18 protein-coding genes and 1 tRNA gene are annotated in these 12,954 nt (G+C 64.8%); 11 read left to right on the top strand and 8 right to left on the bottom strand.

Going from position 1 to position 12,954, the window contains the following annotated elements:
• Positions 1-260 precede the first annotated feature (260 nt).
• From VB777_RS05710 to VB777_RS05690, 5 genes are all read left to right on the top strand, one after another.
• Positions 261-1,184 (top strand): sigma-70 family RNA polymerase sigma factor, encoded by a 924-nt coding sequence (locus tag VB777_RS05710; RefSeq protein WP_197170429.1) that lies wholly within the window; start codon positions 261-263, stop codon positions 1,182-1,184.
• A gap of 21 nt (positions 1,185-1,205) precedes the next feature.
• Positions 1,206-1,628 carry a YkvA family protein gene (locus VB777_RS05705; RefSeq protein WP_197170428.1) on the top strand — a complete coding sequence of 141 codons (423 nt, stop codon included), beginning with the start codon at positions 1,206-1,208 and terminating at the stop codon, positions 1,626-1,628.
• A complete protein-coding gene (locus VB777_RS05700; RefSeq protein ID WP_197170427.1) occupies positions 1,628-1,957 on the top strand; it encodes a hypothetical protein in 330 nt (109 codons plus the stop codon). The genes VB777_RS05705 and VB777_RS05700 overlap by 1 nt, the downstream gene beginning before the upstream one ends.
• Positions 1,958-2,031: 74 nt before the next feature.
• Positions 2,032-2,304, top strand: coding sequence for a hypothetical protein (locus tag VB777_RS05695; RefSeq protein ID WP_323247631.1), 273 nt, complete (start codon positions 2,032-2,034; stop codon positions 2,302-2,304).
• Positions 2,305-2,344: 40 nt separating this feature from the next.
• Positions 2,345-2,875 (top strand): phosphate-starvation-inducible PsiE family protein, encoded by a 531-nt coding sequence (locus VB777_RS05690; RefSeq protein WP_197170426.1) that lies wholly within the window; start codon positions 2,345-2,347, stop codon positions 2,873-2,875.
• Here VB777_RS05690 and VB777_RS05685 read toward each other — a convergent pair.
• Together VB777_RS05685 and VB777_RS05680 are read right to left on the bottom strand one after the other, a co-directional pair.
• Complete coding sequence (locus VB777_RS05685) at positions 2,781-3,311, bottom strand: Nif11 domain/cupin domain-containing protein (protein ID WP_322758624.1); 531 nt, start codon at positions 3,309-3,311, stop codon at positions 2,781-2,783. The genes VB777_RS05690 and VB777_RS05685 overlap by 95 nt on opposite strands.
• A 14-nt stretch (positions 3,312-3,325) precedes the next feature.
• Positions 3,326-3,802 (bottom strand): GNAT family N-acetyltransferase, encoded by a 477-nt coding sequence (locus tag VB777_RS05680; protein WP_197170424.1) that lies wholly within the window; start codon positions 3,800-3,802, stop codon positions 3,326-3,328.
• 90 nt (positions 3,803-3,892) lie between these two features.
• On the opposite strand from VB777_RS05680, the gene VB777_RS05675 reads away from it, so the two are divergent.
• Together VB777_RS05675 and VB777_RS05670 are read left to right on the top strand one after the other, a co-directional pair.
• On the top strand, positions 3,893-4,270 hold the full coding sequence (locus VB777_RS05675; protein WP_322758625.1) for an AbrB-like transcriptional regulator: 378 nt from the start codon (positions 3,893-3,895) through the stop codon (positions 4,268-4,270).
• Positions 4,271-4,404: 134 nt separating this feature from the next.
• Positions 4,405-4,719 carry a c-type cytochrome gene (locus VB777_RS05670; RefSeq protein ID WP_323247762.1) on the top strand — a complete coding sequence of 105 codons (315 nt, stop codon included), beginning with the start codon at positions 4,405-4,407 and terminating at the stop codon, positions 4,717-4,719.
• A 16-nt stretch (positions 4,720-4,735) separates the two neighbouring features.
• Here the strand turns inward: VB777_RS05670 and VB777_RS05665 are convergent, their stop codons facing one another.
• A complete protein-coding gene (locus VB777_RS05665; protein ID WP_197156267.1) occupies positions 4,736-5,005 on the bottom strand; it encodes a YciI family protein in 270 nt (89 codons plus the stop codon).
• A 98-nt stretch (positions 5,006-5,103) separates the two neighbouring features.
• On the opposite strand from VB777_RS05665, the gene VB777_RS05660 reads away from it, so the two are divergent.
• Positions 5,104-6,333 (top strand): aminotransferase class I/II-fold pyridoxal phosphate-dependent enzyme, encoded by a 1,230-nt coding sequence (locus VB777_RS05660; RefSeq protein ID WP_323247628.1) that lies wholly within the window; start codon positions 5,104-5,106, stop codon positions 6,331-6,333.
• Here VB777_RS05660 and VB777_RS05655 read toward each other — a convergent pair.
• The 4 genes from VB777_RS05655 to VB777_RS05640 all read right to left on the bottom strand — a co-directional run bounded on the left by VB777_RS05655 (position 6,296) and on the right by VB777_RS05640 (position 8,823).
• Positions 6,296-7,099 carry a class I SAM-dependent methyltransferase gene (locus tag VB777_RS05655; RefSeq protein WP_323247626.1) on the bottom strand — a complete coding sequence of 268 codons (804 nt, stop codon included), beginning with the start codon at positions 7,097-7,099 and terminating at the stop codon, positions 6,296-6,298. The genes VB777_RS05660 and VB777_RS05655 overlap by 38 nt on opposite strands.
• Positions 7,100-7,366: 267 nt before the next feature.
• A complete protein-coding gene (gene trpA / locus VB777_RS05650; protein ID WP_197170420.1) occupies positions 7,367-8,209 on the bottom strand; it encodes a tryptophan synthase subunit alpha in 843 nt (280 codons plus the stop codon).
• A gap of 39 nt (positions 8,210-8,248) precedes the next feature.
• Positions 8,249-8,584 (bottom strand): DUF3007 family protein, encoded by a 336-nt coding sequence (locus VB777_RS05645; protein WP_197156259.1) that lies wholly within the window; start codon positions 8,582-8,584, stop codon positions 8,249-8,251.
• A complete protein-coding gene (locus VB777_RS05640; RefSeq protein WP_197156258.1) occupies positions 8,581-8,823 on the bottom strand; it encodes an NAD(P)H-quinone oxidoreductase subunit L in 243 nt (80 codons plus the stop codon). Before VB777_RS05640 ends, VB777_RS05645 begins: the two co-directional genes overlap by 4 nt.
• A 44-nt stretch (positions 8,824-8,867) precedes the next feature.
• On the opposite strand from VB777_RS05640, the gene VB777_RS05635 reads away from it, so the two are divergent.
• Positions 8,868-8,951, top strand: a tRNA-Leu gene (locus VB777_RS05635).
• Positions 8,952-9,084: 133 nt separating this feature from the next.
• Positions 9,085-10,206 carry an integrase gene (locus VB777_RS05630; protein ID WP_323247624.1) on the top strand — a complete coding sequence of 374 codons (1,122 nt, stop codon included), beginning with the start codon at positions 9,085-9,087 and terminating at the stop codon, positions 10,204-10,206.
• Here the strand turns inward: VB777_RS05630 and VB777_RS05625 are convergent.
• The gene (locus tag VB777_RS05625) at positions 10,186-10,485 is read right to left on the bottom strand and encodes a hypothetical protein (protein ID WP_323247623.1); all 300 of its coding nucleotides are present in this window, start codon (positions 10,483-10,485) and stop codon (positions 10,186-10,188) included. The genes VB777_RS05630 and VB777_RS05625 overlap by 21 nt on opposite strands.
• A 406-nt stretch (positions 10,486-10,891) precedes the next feature.
• Between VB777_RS05625 and VB777_RS05620 the strand changes: the two genes are divergently transcribed.
• Positions 10,892-12,838 (top strand): AAA family ATPase, encoded by a 1,947-nt coding sequence (locus tag VB777_RS05620; protein ID WP_323247621.1) that lies wholly within the window; start codon positions 10,892-10,894, stop codon positions 12,836-12,838.
• Positions 12,839-12,954: the final 116 nt, after the last annotated feature.

Here is a 12,954-nt window from a genome sequence, read left to right as displayed (position 1 = left end):
ACCGTTGTTCAGGGCAATCCTCTTCTGATGACAACGCGCATCTCAGAACCAACCTCTCGGCTGGGGCCCACCGCATCCGCCGATCCAGGCAATACGCCCCAAGGGCTGCAATTGTAATCAGATGAAAGTGTAGGAACTGGAAGAGAATATGTAATCAGTCAAAGGTTACGAAGAGAGTCGAAACGTTGGTTGTCATTCATCTGGCTCGTGTCCCCTGATCAAATCAGCCTAGGTTCAATTCAGTCTCGGTAGTGGTTGTAATGGCGACATCGCTCAGCGCCTATCTCGGTGAAATCGGTCGGCATCAACTTCTCACTCCCGAGCAGGAGCTCACCCTCGGGCGAAAGGTGCAGGCCATGGTGGGGCTACAGGAGCGCTGCCACGACGCTGGCGGCAGTGGCCCCGCCTGCGAGTACAGCGATCTCGAGCGGCGCACCATGCGTCTGGGTGAGCGCGCCAAGGACCAGATGATCACCGCGAACCTGCGGTTGGTCGTGAATCTGGCCAAGCGCTACCAGGGCAAGGGGCTGGATCTGCTCGATCTGATCCAGGAAGGCACCCTGGGGCTCACCCGCGCCGTCGAGAAATTCGATCCCACCCGCGGACATCGCTTCAGTACTTATGCCTACTGGTGGATTCGTCAGGGACTGAACCGTGCCCTGTCCACCCAGAGCCGCACGATTCGGATCCCCGTCAATGTGAACGAGAAGCTCACCAGGCTGCGGGCCGCCAAGGCCCGCTATCTCCAGGCCAATGGACTACCCCCCGCCGCCAGTGATCTGGCCCGGATGATGCAGTTGCCCTTGGGTGACGTCGAGGATCTGCTGGGCTGCGAGTTGCGCAGTGTCACCGTGAGCCTGCAGGGGGTGGTGAAGTCGAAGGCGGACCCCTCCGAACTGGTGGACGTTCTGCCCAGCAACGAAATGCCGCCGATGGAGCGGGCAGAGCTGGCCGAACGCAGTGCCTCGGTGTGGGCACTGCTGGAGCGGGCCAGCCTCACACCCAAGGAGCGCACCGTGGTGCTGTTGCGGTTCGGGCTGGATGGCAGCAATGAATGGCGCACCCTGGCGGAGGTGGCCCGTCAACTGGCCTGCAGCCGCGAATATTGCCGACAGGTGGTTCAGCGGGCCCTGCGCAAGCTGCGGAAAGCCGGCATCGAGAGCGGTCTGGTGGAAGCAGAATGAAAGTCCTGCGCGACCGGCGCCATGACTTCCAGCTCCGCGGCATCTTCGGCACGGCCTTCCTCCTTCGCCGCTGAAGGTTTCGATCCCGATCCCCCAGGACTGGAGGTGGAAGCTGAGGTGCTCGAAAGCCGGGTGGTCGATGAGGCCGTGCTGCTGCGCCTGCTGCGCCGCGCCGGGCGGCTGGTGGCACGGCCGGCCCTGGAGTGCCTTGAGCTGCTGCTTGATGCCTCCACTCCCGCCCAGGTGCGGTTCACCGTGCTGGCGGCTCTCACCTATCTGCTGGTGCCGATCGACCTGATCCCCGATTTCATCCCGGCGGCTGGCTTCAGCGACGATCTGGTCGCGATCACGGCCCTTCTGGGGCTCTGCACACGCCATCTCACCCCCGACATCAAGCGCCGGGCGCAGCGCAGACTGGATCGCTGGTTCCCCCCCGGCCGCTGATGCCGTCCCTGAGTACCGATCAGCGCGAAGATCTCCAGTCTTTCCTCAAAGACTGGCTTCGCCATGCCGGCCGCAACCAGGCCGATCTGAGGCGGGCACTGCGGGCCGCTTCGATTCGGATGCCGGTGCTGGTGGACGCGCTTGAACAGATCCACCACACCGATGGATTGACGGGCCTGGCGGAGCGGCTCTGCGGCATCGAGGAGCTCTGGCAGCAGGAGGATCAGGGGGTGGATCCTCAGGCAGCGGTGGGTCATTCGGCCCTCGACGATCAGCTGGGTGAACTGGATCTGTTGTTGCAGGAGATCCGCGGCGATCGTCAGCCCTGACAGCCAACAGGCAAAGTGTGGCCAACCAGCCCATTTCTCCCGTCCAGTCCGACGATCCCCTTGCCACCTCTGACATGACGACCTCGCGCCGCACCAGCAGCTCCCTCCTCGCCGGGCTGGCCTTGATCACGGCTTCCACCAGCCTGGCTCTGCTCTGTGCCGACCCTGGCAGAACCCAGAGCCAGAGGTTTCTGCTGGGCCCTGGCAGCTCGGTCGGCCCCTCCACCAAGGTGAAACCTGAGAACTGCGTCACCGCCGAGGATGGTTCGATCACCTGTGACACCAAGCTGGAGAATTCCCCCAGCGACACGCCGGCAAGGCCCCAAATGGATCCTTTCCCGAACTGACTGACCCAGAGTCGACAGCGATGCGCATGCAGCCGTGCAGATGAAAACGAGGCCCTGGTTTCGGCGTGTCACCGATGATGGTGGCTTCCTGCATCTGATTGATCGAGGGGAGCAGCAGCTGGCCAAGCTGCTTGCCTTGGTGCTCTGCGTGGTGATTGCCGCCGCCACCTTCCAACTGGTCGCGGTCGTGATCGGTTCGCTGTTCACCTCCAACAGCCGCTGGATGGGGGACGACCTCACCGCAGTGCTGGGCGATCTGCTCAATCTCCTGATCGCCCTGGAGGTGCTGCAGAACATCACCTCCTATCTGCGGCGCCACGTGGTGCAGATTGAGCTGGTGCTTCTCACCGCGATCACCGCCGTTGCCCGGAAGGTGATTGTGCTGCCACCCGGTGCGGAGAACAAGCCGCAGCTGCTTGTGGGTCTGGGAATCGCGGTGCTCTCTCTGGCCGCTGCCTTCTGGCTGGTGCGCAGCCTCAGTCTGCGCAAGCCGCCTTCGAGAACAGGGCCAGCCATACGGAACCGGGAGCCGGATCCGTCCGTTCCAGACGATGGGCTCGATGAGCTCTGATCCAGAGGCTGTCTCCGGCTGTCATTTGCCGCGCCTCGGGTTCATCAGCAAAGCGCAGTGTGGCGCTGCCGCGTAGCAAGAGCACCCATTCGTGCTCCTCCTGGTCGTACCAGAAGTGGTCGGGATTGGCGAAGTCGCAGGAATGGATCCGCTCCAGACGCAGGCCCGGCGCCTCAAGCAGCAGGCGGGTCTCTTCGGTTCCAGCGGCTGGACAGGAACCAGCCAGCAGGTTGTCATCACCGGCGGCAGGGTTCTCCTGCTCTCCCCAGCGGCGACCGATCTCAAAACCACGGCTTTGCGCCAGACTCACCACCTGATGGTGGTGGTTGCAGTCGCGCAGGGCCTGGCGCAGCGCCGGATCCGCTTCGCTGAGGGCCACGAAGGCCTGGAGCGCTCGAACCTTCTCGAGGAACTGCTGCAGCTGGGCTTCGGCCATGGCAGGAGCACGGATCAACGGAGCGACTTGATCATCCGCCAGCGCAGAAACGTCGCTCCGCCGAAGAGCACCTCCTCCTCCTCCTGCACCTCCCAGCCGAGTCGCGTCAGCAGGGGCCGTGACAGCTGGCTGGCCTCGGTGCGCAACTGCGCGCAATGCTGACGGCGGGCATGGGCTTCCAGCTGGAGCACCAGGGCCGTGGCGCGCCCCTGGCGGGATGAACGGCCGCGGCAATAGAGCAGAGAGAGTCGATCGATCGGATCGAGTACAGCGAAAGCTTCGATCCGCTGGGAATCGTCTGCTACGCAACTGGCGAGGCCGTAGCCGTTGCAGAGGGCGGAACGCACCGCATCGCCGCGAGCAGCGTTGGTGGCCCAGGCCTCGATCTGTGTGCTGCTGTAGAGACCCTGAGTCTGGGAGATTACGGCGTCGTGATAGAGGTCAATCAGCTGGTTCAGATCCTCGGCAACCAGCGGACGGATGAGGGTCATGAAACTTGTGGTGGCATGGGTTGGTGTCACGACAACAGCTAATGCTGGTGTACGTTACGGGGGTCGGTCAATTGCTAGCGAAGACATTCCATGCTCATCGGAACGGAACTACTGGCCAAGGTCAAGGAACTCGGTGATGCCAGCAAGTCGGAGATCGTCCGGGAATGCGGCTATGTGTCGTCCAAGAAGGATGGAGGCGATCGACTGAATTTCACCGCCTTCTACGAGGCCCTGCTCGAAGCCAAGGGCGTGGCGTTCGGTGGTGGCGGCAAGGTTGGCAAAGGTGGACGCAAGCTCAGCTACATCGCCACGGTTCAGGGCAATGGCAACCTGCTGATCGGCAAGGCCTACACCGCCCTGCTCGAGCTGGAGCCCGGTGAGGAGTTCGAGATCAAGCTGGGTCGTAAACAGATCCGTCTGCTGCCCGTCGGTGCCATGGAAGAGATGCTTGAGGATGAGGACGAGTGACAGTGCAGCGCAAGTGTTCATGGGGTGGCCTGGTCATCCCATGGCTGCTGGTGCTTGGGCTGGTCGCTTCGCTGCTGATCGTCCAGCCCGGAGCCGCGCTGGCTCTGGCTGAAGCCGAGCCCAGGTCTGAACAGATCAGCACTGCCCAGGTCAGCACTGCCCAGGTCAGTGCTTCCCAGTCAAGCGGTGCACAGCTGTTCGAGAATCATTGCGCCGGTTGTCACCTGCAGGGAGGCAACATCATTCGTCGCGGTAAGACCCTCAAACTGGCGGCCCTGCAACGCAATGGCATCGCTGATGCCGACGCCGTTGCCGCCATCGCCAGAGCAGGCGTGGGTCAGATGGGCGGCTATGCCGACGTGCTTGGGGATGAGGGTGTGTCCGTGGTGGCGGCCTATGTGTGGCAGCAGGCCCAGGCTGACTGGCCCAGACAGCCTCGGGACACCTGATCCAGGGCCTGGCACCTCAGAACGCCTGGATCCAGGGATAGACCGCAACGGCTGTCCAGATGCCGTTGCGCCAGTAGACGTCGGACTTGACCAGGTCTTCAACCTCCTGCAGAGATCCGGCCTCGAAGATTCCGAACACGTGGGTGCTGGCTTCGGTGGGTCCAAGGGTGACCAGGGTTCCAGCCTCTTTGAGGCGCTGCAGACCCGCCAGGTGCTCCTGGCGGTAGGGCGTGCGTTTTTCGAGAGCGTTGTCGCAGTAGGTGCCCCAGAGCACAAACTTCGCCATCACCAATCGGTCGGTGTGGTCCGACAGTAAGGCCCATGGGACAGCAATCCGTCACAGCAGGAAGCAGCTCGGCAGGGTGGTCTGAGCGCGCGTCAGCCGTGCCACCAGCCGCCGCCCGGCTGGAGGCGGTGGCCAGCCCTGTGATTCCGGAGGTGGCGGCCCTGACCCGCCAGACCCCCGGCACCCTCTCCCTGGCCCAGGGGATGGTGCACTGGGCTCCGCCGCCCGGGGTGGATGTCGCCGTTCGGCAGGCTCTCGACGCCGCTGCCAGCCAGCCAGGCGGCTGCAGCGCCGCCCTGCATCGCTACGGTGCCATGGCCGGCGAGCCGGAGCTGCTGGCGGCGATCGGCACGAAGCTGCGGCACCAGAACCAGCTGGATCTGGAGGGCAGCGCCCTGCTGGTCACGGCCGGCAGCAACATGGCCTTCAACGCTGTGGCACAGGTGATCTGTGATCCCGGCAGTGAGGTGTTGCTGCCGGTTCCCTATTACTTCAACCACGCCATGGCGATCCAGCTGGCTGGCGGCGTGCCGGTGCCGGTGGAGGCCGGCTGGATTCCGGACCCGGAGATTCTGGCCAGGGCGATCACACCGCGCAGCCGCGCGATTGTGACGATCTCCCCCAACAATCCCAGCGGCCTGGTGATTCCCGCATCGGTGCTGGCGGCGATCAATGCCCTGTGCGAGCGCCACGGCCTGTTCCACATCAACGACGAGGCCTACGAACTGTTCGTGCATGGCGCCGAACCCCACTGGAGCCCGGGCTCCCTGGCGGGCAGTGGTGCCCACACCATTTCGCTGTATTCCCTCTCCAAGGCCTATGGCATGGCGGGCTGGCGGATCGGTTATGCGGCGTTGCCCCAGCAGCTGATGGCCGCTGTGGCCAAGGTGCAGGACACGGTGATGATCTGTCCGCCTCTGCTCAATCAGCGGGCTGCCCTGGCTGCCCTGGAGGCTGGCCCAGCCTGGTGTGCATCGCGCATCGCGGCCCTGGGGGAGCGTCGCCGCCAGCTGGTGAACGCCCTGAATGAGGCGGCTGAAAGCCTGCCCTGTGCCCTGCTGGCCCAGCCGGATGGGGCCTTTTATGCCCTGCTGCGCATCGATGCGCCTTGCGGCACCCTGGGTTCGCGGGATCTGATGCGGCGGCTGGTGCTGGAGCAGCGACTGGCCAGCGTGGATGGCGCGAGCTTCGGGCTGGTGGATCAGAGGCACGGCTGTGTGCTGCGGCTCAGCTACGGCATGCTCAATGCGGCGGAGCTGGAGGAGGCACTGCGGCGCCTCAGGCAGGGCATCAAGGCACTGATCCAATCCGGCCCCAGCGGCCCATGAATGGCCAGGTGAGATCGATGGGTGCCGCACCATTCTGCGGCCAGAGCGCCCGCAGGTCCCTCTCCGCTTCCACCAGGGGATCGACCCCCTGCTCCCGAGCCCGCTGTACGGCCGACCAGGTGCCCAGATGGCCGAGGAAGGTGGCCAGGTCCCAGTGACGCTCAATCGCCAGATCGTCGGGGAAGGGCCATTCCTCTGCGGGAAAGGTCAGATCCTGGTAAGCGTTGTCGACCAGCCGTCGCTCGGGAGGCCACCAGGGCGCCAGGGTGTCGCTGTAGAACGTCTCAAACCAGGCGCGCAGTGCCGCGGAGGGCATGTGCACGGGCAGGTAGCCGATCCAGGCCATGGCGGCACCCGGTCGTGCCACGCGACGCAGCTCGGCGTCGAAGGCGGGTCCGGCGAACCAGTGCACCGCCGCTGCCACCATCACCCCTGAAACGCTGGCGGGCTCCAGGCCACTGGCTGTCGCGGAAGCGCAGCGGTAGTGCACCCGCTCCTGCGCTGCGGCCGATGCCAGTTGCTCGGCACTGGCATCGGTGGCGATCACCTCGCTGAAGTGGCGGGCCAGGGCCAGGGAGGCCTGGCCGCTGCCGCAGCCGCAGTCCCAGACCCGATCACGCTGGGGACAACGCGCCGCGAAGCGGGCGAAGAAGGGCTCCGGGTAGGTGAGCCGGTAGCGGGCGTAGTCGCCGGCCACGGCGCCGAACCAGCGGGAGGCGGCCGGAGCACCTGGACTCGTGGACTTTCCTGGTGCATTTGACGGCATGAAAGCCATCATGGAGGCAACGGCATGTGGGTGATGGCCCTCCAACGAACCCTCCAGCGGCTCCAAGGCCGTTCCGTTGCAACCCCATTCCTCCTGGTGGTTGCTGGGTTGTTGGCTTTGCTTCCGGCAGGTTGCGGTCCTGCCCTGCAGGTTCAAGCCAACGACCAGCCGGACGTCCCTTCCCCTCAGCCAATCGGTGCAGCCGGGCTTGCAGCCGTCGACATGGCCAACCCCCTAGGCCTCGCCTGAGCTCCTCCCCAGCAAGACTCAGGCGTCCAGCCCCAGACGCAGAGTCGAGCAGAACCGGCCGGCAGCAGCGGCGACATCCTCTCCGGCGGCATGGGCTTCGGCCATCACCTTGACCAGAGCGCTGCCCACGATGGCTCCGTTGGCGCCCCAGTCACGCACCTGGCGGGCCTGCTCAGGTCCGGAGATGCCGAAGCCCACGGCCACGGGGGTGCCGTCGCTGGTCTTGAGCTGCTGCACCAGGCTGCCGACGCGGCTCTGCAGGCTGGTCCGCACCCCCGTCACGCCGGTGACACTGACCAGATAGGTGAACCCTCGGCTGGCGGCATGGATGCGGGCCATCCTGTCGGCTGGAGTGGTGGGGGCCACCAGCAGCACCAGGTCGAGCCCTTCGGCGGCGGCGATCGGCGAGAGCTTTTCGGCTTCCTCCAGAGGCAGATCGGGAACCACCAGGCCGGCGGCACCGGCGCTGGCGGCCTCCTTGCAGAAGGTCTCCATGCCCCGGTTGAGCAGGGGATTGCTGTAGGTGAACAACACCACCGGCGTGCTGAGCGCACCGCGCAGACCATCCAGCAGCTCCAGCACTGATGCCGGCGTGGTTCCGGCCCGCAGGGCGCGGCTGGCGGCGGCCTGAATCACCGGGCCATCGGCCAGGGGATCGCTGTAGGGGATTCCCAGCTCAATCAGATCGGCGCCGTTCTCCTGAAGTGTCAGCAGCGTCGCAGCGGTGGTGGCCAGATCGGGATCGCCGGCCATCAGGAACGGCATCAGGGCGCAGCGTCCCTGCTCAGCGAGGGAGGCGAACCGCTGGTCGATGGCCGTAGCAGCGCTGCAGGCGGAAGGTGTCGCGGCAGAGGGGCTCATCAGCCGATCCGAAGGGGCGTCGGAAGCGAGCCTATGGGGTCACATGTCGGCGTCGGCCTGGAGCTGGCCCACCTCAGCCAGGAGCTTCTCTTGCTCCTCGGGGCTGAGGGAATCGAATTTGGCCTGCAGCTGCTCGATCGTGTGAGCGTCGTAGGCCTCGCGGTAGGTGCGACGCTGCTCCATATAGGTCATTTTTCCCGTCACCACCCGCAGCAGGTAGGTGGCTGTCCAGCCCACCACCACCAGCACCAGCAGCACCGAAGAGGCGATGCCGGCACTGAAGCCCTCGTAACCAGTGGCGGTGAAAATGCCATAGCCAATCCCGCCAAGCCCGAAGACCAGCAGACCCAGCAGGATCGCCTGAGCGCGGCTCATGAGCCCGCGTCTCCCTGGCCTGCCATGCGCAGGTTGATGAAGGGAGAGAACAGGATCAGGCCGGGGAAAAAGAGAAACACCAGGCCGTAGACGCCGAAGCGCTCAATCTTGCCCATCACATACCAGCGCTTCACCATCCACCAGTACAGGGCCAGGGGCACCACCACCAGGTAGGCACCCGCGAGGGCAACAAACGCTCCAAGCCCGAGCAGGTTGTCTGCCGTGAGGAAGCCGGGCATGACCAATCGGAGCACCACTGCGGCGAATTTAGGATGGCTGCGCCGGGGGCATGGCGGAATCGGTAGACGCAGCGGACTTAAAATCCGCAGGTGGCGACACTGTGGGGGTTCAAGTCCCCCTGCCCCCATCACTGAAAAGGCTTGCGGTAACTGGATTTTGGCAAGATGCTTATGGCCGACGCGGTTTTGGAGTTAGGCACGAATTAGGCACGAAAAAGCCCAAAAAGGGCCAGACTAGGCACGGTTTTAGGCACACCTGCCATGCCCCCCAGGGACCCGTATCTGACCCGAGTCAACCGGGCTCTCAAGGAGCTGGGATGCGGGGTCGCGATTGAGGTTGCCCCCTCCGGCAAGCGCCTGCGGCTCAGGAGCACAATGCCGCTGCCCGACGGTACCTGGAAGCAGCAGCGCATCAGCACCCCGATCACCTATCCCGCGGGATTGGAGCAGGCCCGCAAGCTCGCCGAGGAGCTCGGCCGGGATATCGAGCTCCACCGCATGGGGCTGGACCCCTTCCCCTTTGAGCGGTGGTTCGATGACTCCCAGAAAAGTGGAGGCGTCAGGAAGGGTGGGGAGGCCGAAGACGGGATCAGCGGCGTGCAGGCGATCCGCCGCACCGAGCAATGGTGGATCCAGCAGCGCAGGCGTGGTGTGAGTGCCTCGGTCTCCTGGGCCACCGACTACGCCTCGCCCCTCAAGCCACTGCTGTCTCTGGAGAAGATCGATCTGAAGGTGCTGACCGCTTTGGTCGAGAGCAAGGAGGTAGGGAGCCGCAACCGGCGTCGGGCTTCGATCGCCACTGTGGCGGTGGCCCGTGCGATCGAGCTGGGCCCGGAAGCCGTCCAAAAGCTCAAGGATCTCGGCAAGGGGTACACCCCACAGAAGGATGCCGCCCCTCGTGAGCTGCCCACGGATGCGGTGATTCTTGAGGTGATCGATGCGTTACCGGCCGATTGGCAGTGGGTTGCCGGTGTTTGCGCCACCTATGGCACTCGCCCCCATGAGGCACTGATGAAGGCCCAGGTCCAGCCCAATGGTCTCGTGGCGATTGAGGGAGGAAAAACCGGAGCTCGGCAGGGGCTGCCGCTGCCGAAAGCGTGGATCGATCGCTGGTCGCTTGAACTCAGGCGCCTGCCCGGCATCAACCTCGATCGCGACCACCGCACGGTGGGAGCACAGCTGGGTGTGGCGCTGCGGCGGTTCGGGGCACCCTTTCAGGCCTATGACCTGCGCCATGCCTGGGCGGTGCGGGCGATTCACAACCCGCAGATCAGCCCGTCCCTTGCGGCCAAGAGCCTCGGGCATTCCCTGATGGTGCACACCACGCTCTACCAGCGCTGGTTTGACAGCGCCTCGATGGCCTCACTTGTTGCGCAGATGTGAGGCGAAGCCCTCCACATCCACGTACAGCGTCCTGCGCTTGCCGGTGTCGCCGGTGGTGGCACTCACGAACTGAGGAGGGATGCGACCGCGGTCGATGGCCATGCGCAGAGCACGGGTGCTGGGGAAGTGCAGGGCCCTGGCAGCCTCGGCCAGGGGCAGCCAGGGGCTGCTGCTGAGCCTGGGCTTCAGCTCCATCTTCGCTTGGATCACATTCAGCTGAGCACAGATGAGATTGAGTTGCTGCTTGATGTCATCCGCAGCTGTCAGAGATGGGCTCATGGCAGTTGGATTCTCGCAACACCATTTGAGGGCACCACGAAAAATACCGATTTACCTTGGAAGCAGCGATTGAGACTCATGTACTGGCCGGCGTCGGCATTGGCCAATGGTCGCGACAAGGCCGATTTTTCGTGGTGCCCTTGAGCCCCTGAGATCAGCGATTGAGCGCTGTTGAACCGTGCAAACCGTGTAAGTCCTGGATATCTGCACGGTTTGCACGGTTCAGGGGCATCCATACAGGCCGTGCAGGAGGTCAAATAAAAAGGCCGCAGCGAAGTTCGCCACGGCCCTGAGTTCTTGCTGAACTGATTATGGCGTCTCCGGAGATTGCTGCGACTACTTTCTGCTGGGCTGTTCAGCAACAAAGTGGTGCGTCCTGGGGCGCCTCCGATCAGGAGGTTCGCCCATGACCCCCTGCAACTACACAGCACTGAGGGAAGCGGTCGGCCATCTGTCCCGGCTGGGGCTCAGCCTGCAGACGGTGATTCCAGTGGCGCTTCCTGCCGAGTCCTACCCGGTGGCCAAGCAGAACAGCACAACCGGTCAAAGGGAGGTTCAGCGTGACAACAACGGGCAGCTTCTCCCTGCATTTGACGGCAAGAACGCGAGTTTCTGGCTGGCTGATGGCGAGCCGAGATTGACAAGTCAGAGCCAGCCGGCTGATGAGTCTGAGGTGTTGAAACGGCTTGATGTCGCCGAGCGACTGGGACAGCCGATCGAACTCGTCATCATCCCGTCCACGGATGTGGTGGACATCGATTCTGATCGCAAGAATTATCCAAGCAAGGAGGCTCTGGATCAGGACTGGATGCCTCTGCTGGATTTCTGCCCGGAGCTCACGCAGACCCGCGTTGAGCGCACCCCCGGCGCGGGGTCGGGGCGGGGTCCGCTCACCCGTTTCAGCCGTCGCAACCCCTGCCCGGTCTGCGGTCGCGTCAAGGATGCGAAGTGCTCCACCAACGCCAACGGCCTGGTGCTCTGCTGGCGCGGGACCACCCACCAGCCGCCGAGCTGGGCAGACCGCAAGGGCAGCCACGGCCCCGGTCACGACGGCCAGGAATGGGCATTCCTGGGTGATACCGAAGGCTGGGGCAAGTTCCGGTTGCATCAGCCGCAGGAGCACCGCAAAACGGTCAGGCCCAAGGCCACACGGGCGTGGATCTACCGAGACCGCGATGGGCGCCAACTGCTGGAGGTGCGACGGACTGACGACGGCGATGGCAACCGGAAGATCTATCAGCGGGCTCTGGTGGCCGACAAGGCCCCCCGCGATCTGCAGGGGCTGGCCATGCCCTACGGCTACCTGGAGGCCCTGGAGGCCCTGGAGGCCGGCGCTGAGGCGGTGTTCTGGGTGGAGGGTGAGCCGTGCGTCGATGCGCTGCGGTCGCTGGGTCTGCCGGCAGTGACCAGCATCGGCGGCGCTGGCAAGTTCAACCCCGCCCGCGATGGCGGTTTGTTCCCGCCCGATCGGCTGGTGATCGCCCCAGATCGCGACCGCAAGGGGATCGAACATGCCCGCCAGATTGCTGCCGCCTATCCCGGTGCCCGGTGGTTGCTGTGCTGGCCCGATCAGCCGCACCTGTGGAACGGCTCCTGCCCTGCCAATGGTGGCCTTGATGTAGCCGACTGGATCGCGCAAGGCGCCACCGCTGAGTGGTTGCTGGCCGCCATCACGACCGATCCGCCGGGGCTGGAGGCTGCCGCTGCTGTGGCGCCCCAGGCAGCCGAACAGAAGCTAGAAGGCCTGGCCGACACTGCCGCCGCCCTACTGGCCCGGAAGGTGCCCTACGCCGCCCGGCTGCCCCTGCTGCGGGCCACTGCCGAGGAACTGGAGCTCACCATCCGGGATCAGGAGCTGACAGCCATCCTCACCGCCGCCAGGCGGCGTAGGGCGAACGACGGCCAGGCCGACATGCTGCAACCCGGCGAACGTCTGGACCTGACGCCAGAGCCGTGGGCATGGGACGGCATGGTGATCCGCGGCGCCTTCAACCTATGGGTCGCCCTGCCGAAGGTGGGCAAGACATCCTTGGCGCTGGCCTGGCTGGATGCCTGGTTTCGGCATGAACCGGCGTTTCTGGATCGAACGCTGGTCGGGCCCTGCCCCCCGGTTCTGATCGTTGGCACCGATCAAGGCCAGGCCGATTGGGGCCGGATGCTGCAGGCGATCGGCTGGGTTGATTCCGCCGGCACCATCGGCGGCCCCCTGGTGGGGCTTGTTCACGCTGGCCGGCCCCTGCACCTGGACCCGGAAGGAATCGACCGGATCGCCGAAGTAGCGCAGCGTCACCCTGGCCTGGTGGTGCTCGTTGACAGCCTCTCTGCCTGCCTGATGCCCCTAGGAGTTTGCTGAAAAACGAGCCCACGAGCCAGTTTTCCACAGGCATCAGTGGATTTCCGGCTCAAAAAGTCGGATCGGCGGCTATCAGAGCCGCAAACTGCCCGATTTCGGCATCGTTGGCCTCTCTG

Source organism: Synechococcus sp. CCY9202, assembly GCF_034931685.1.
Taxonomy (GTDB): Bacteria; Cyanobacteriota; Cyanobacteriia; order PCC-6307; family Cyanobiaceae; genus CBW1002.
The sequence above is the reverse complement of the archived record's forward strand: the minus strand, read 5'-3'. Positions and strand labels throughout refer to the sequence as shown.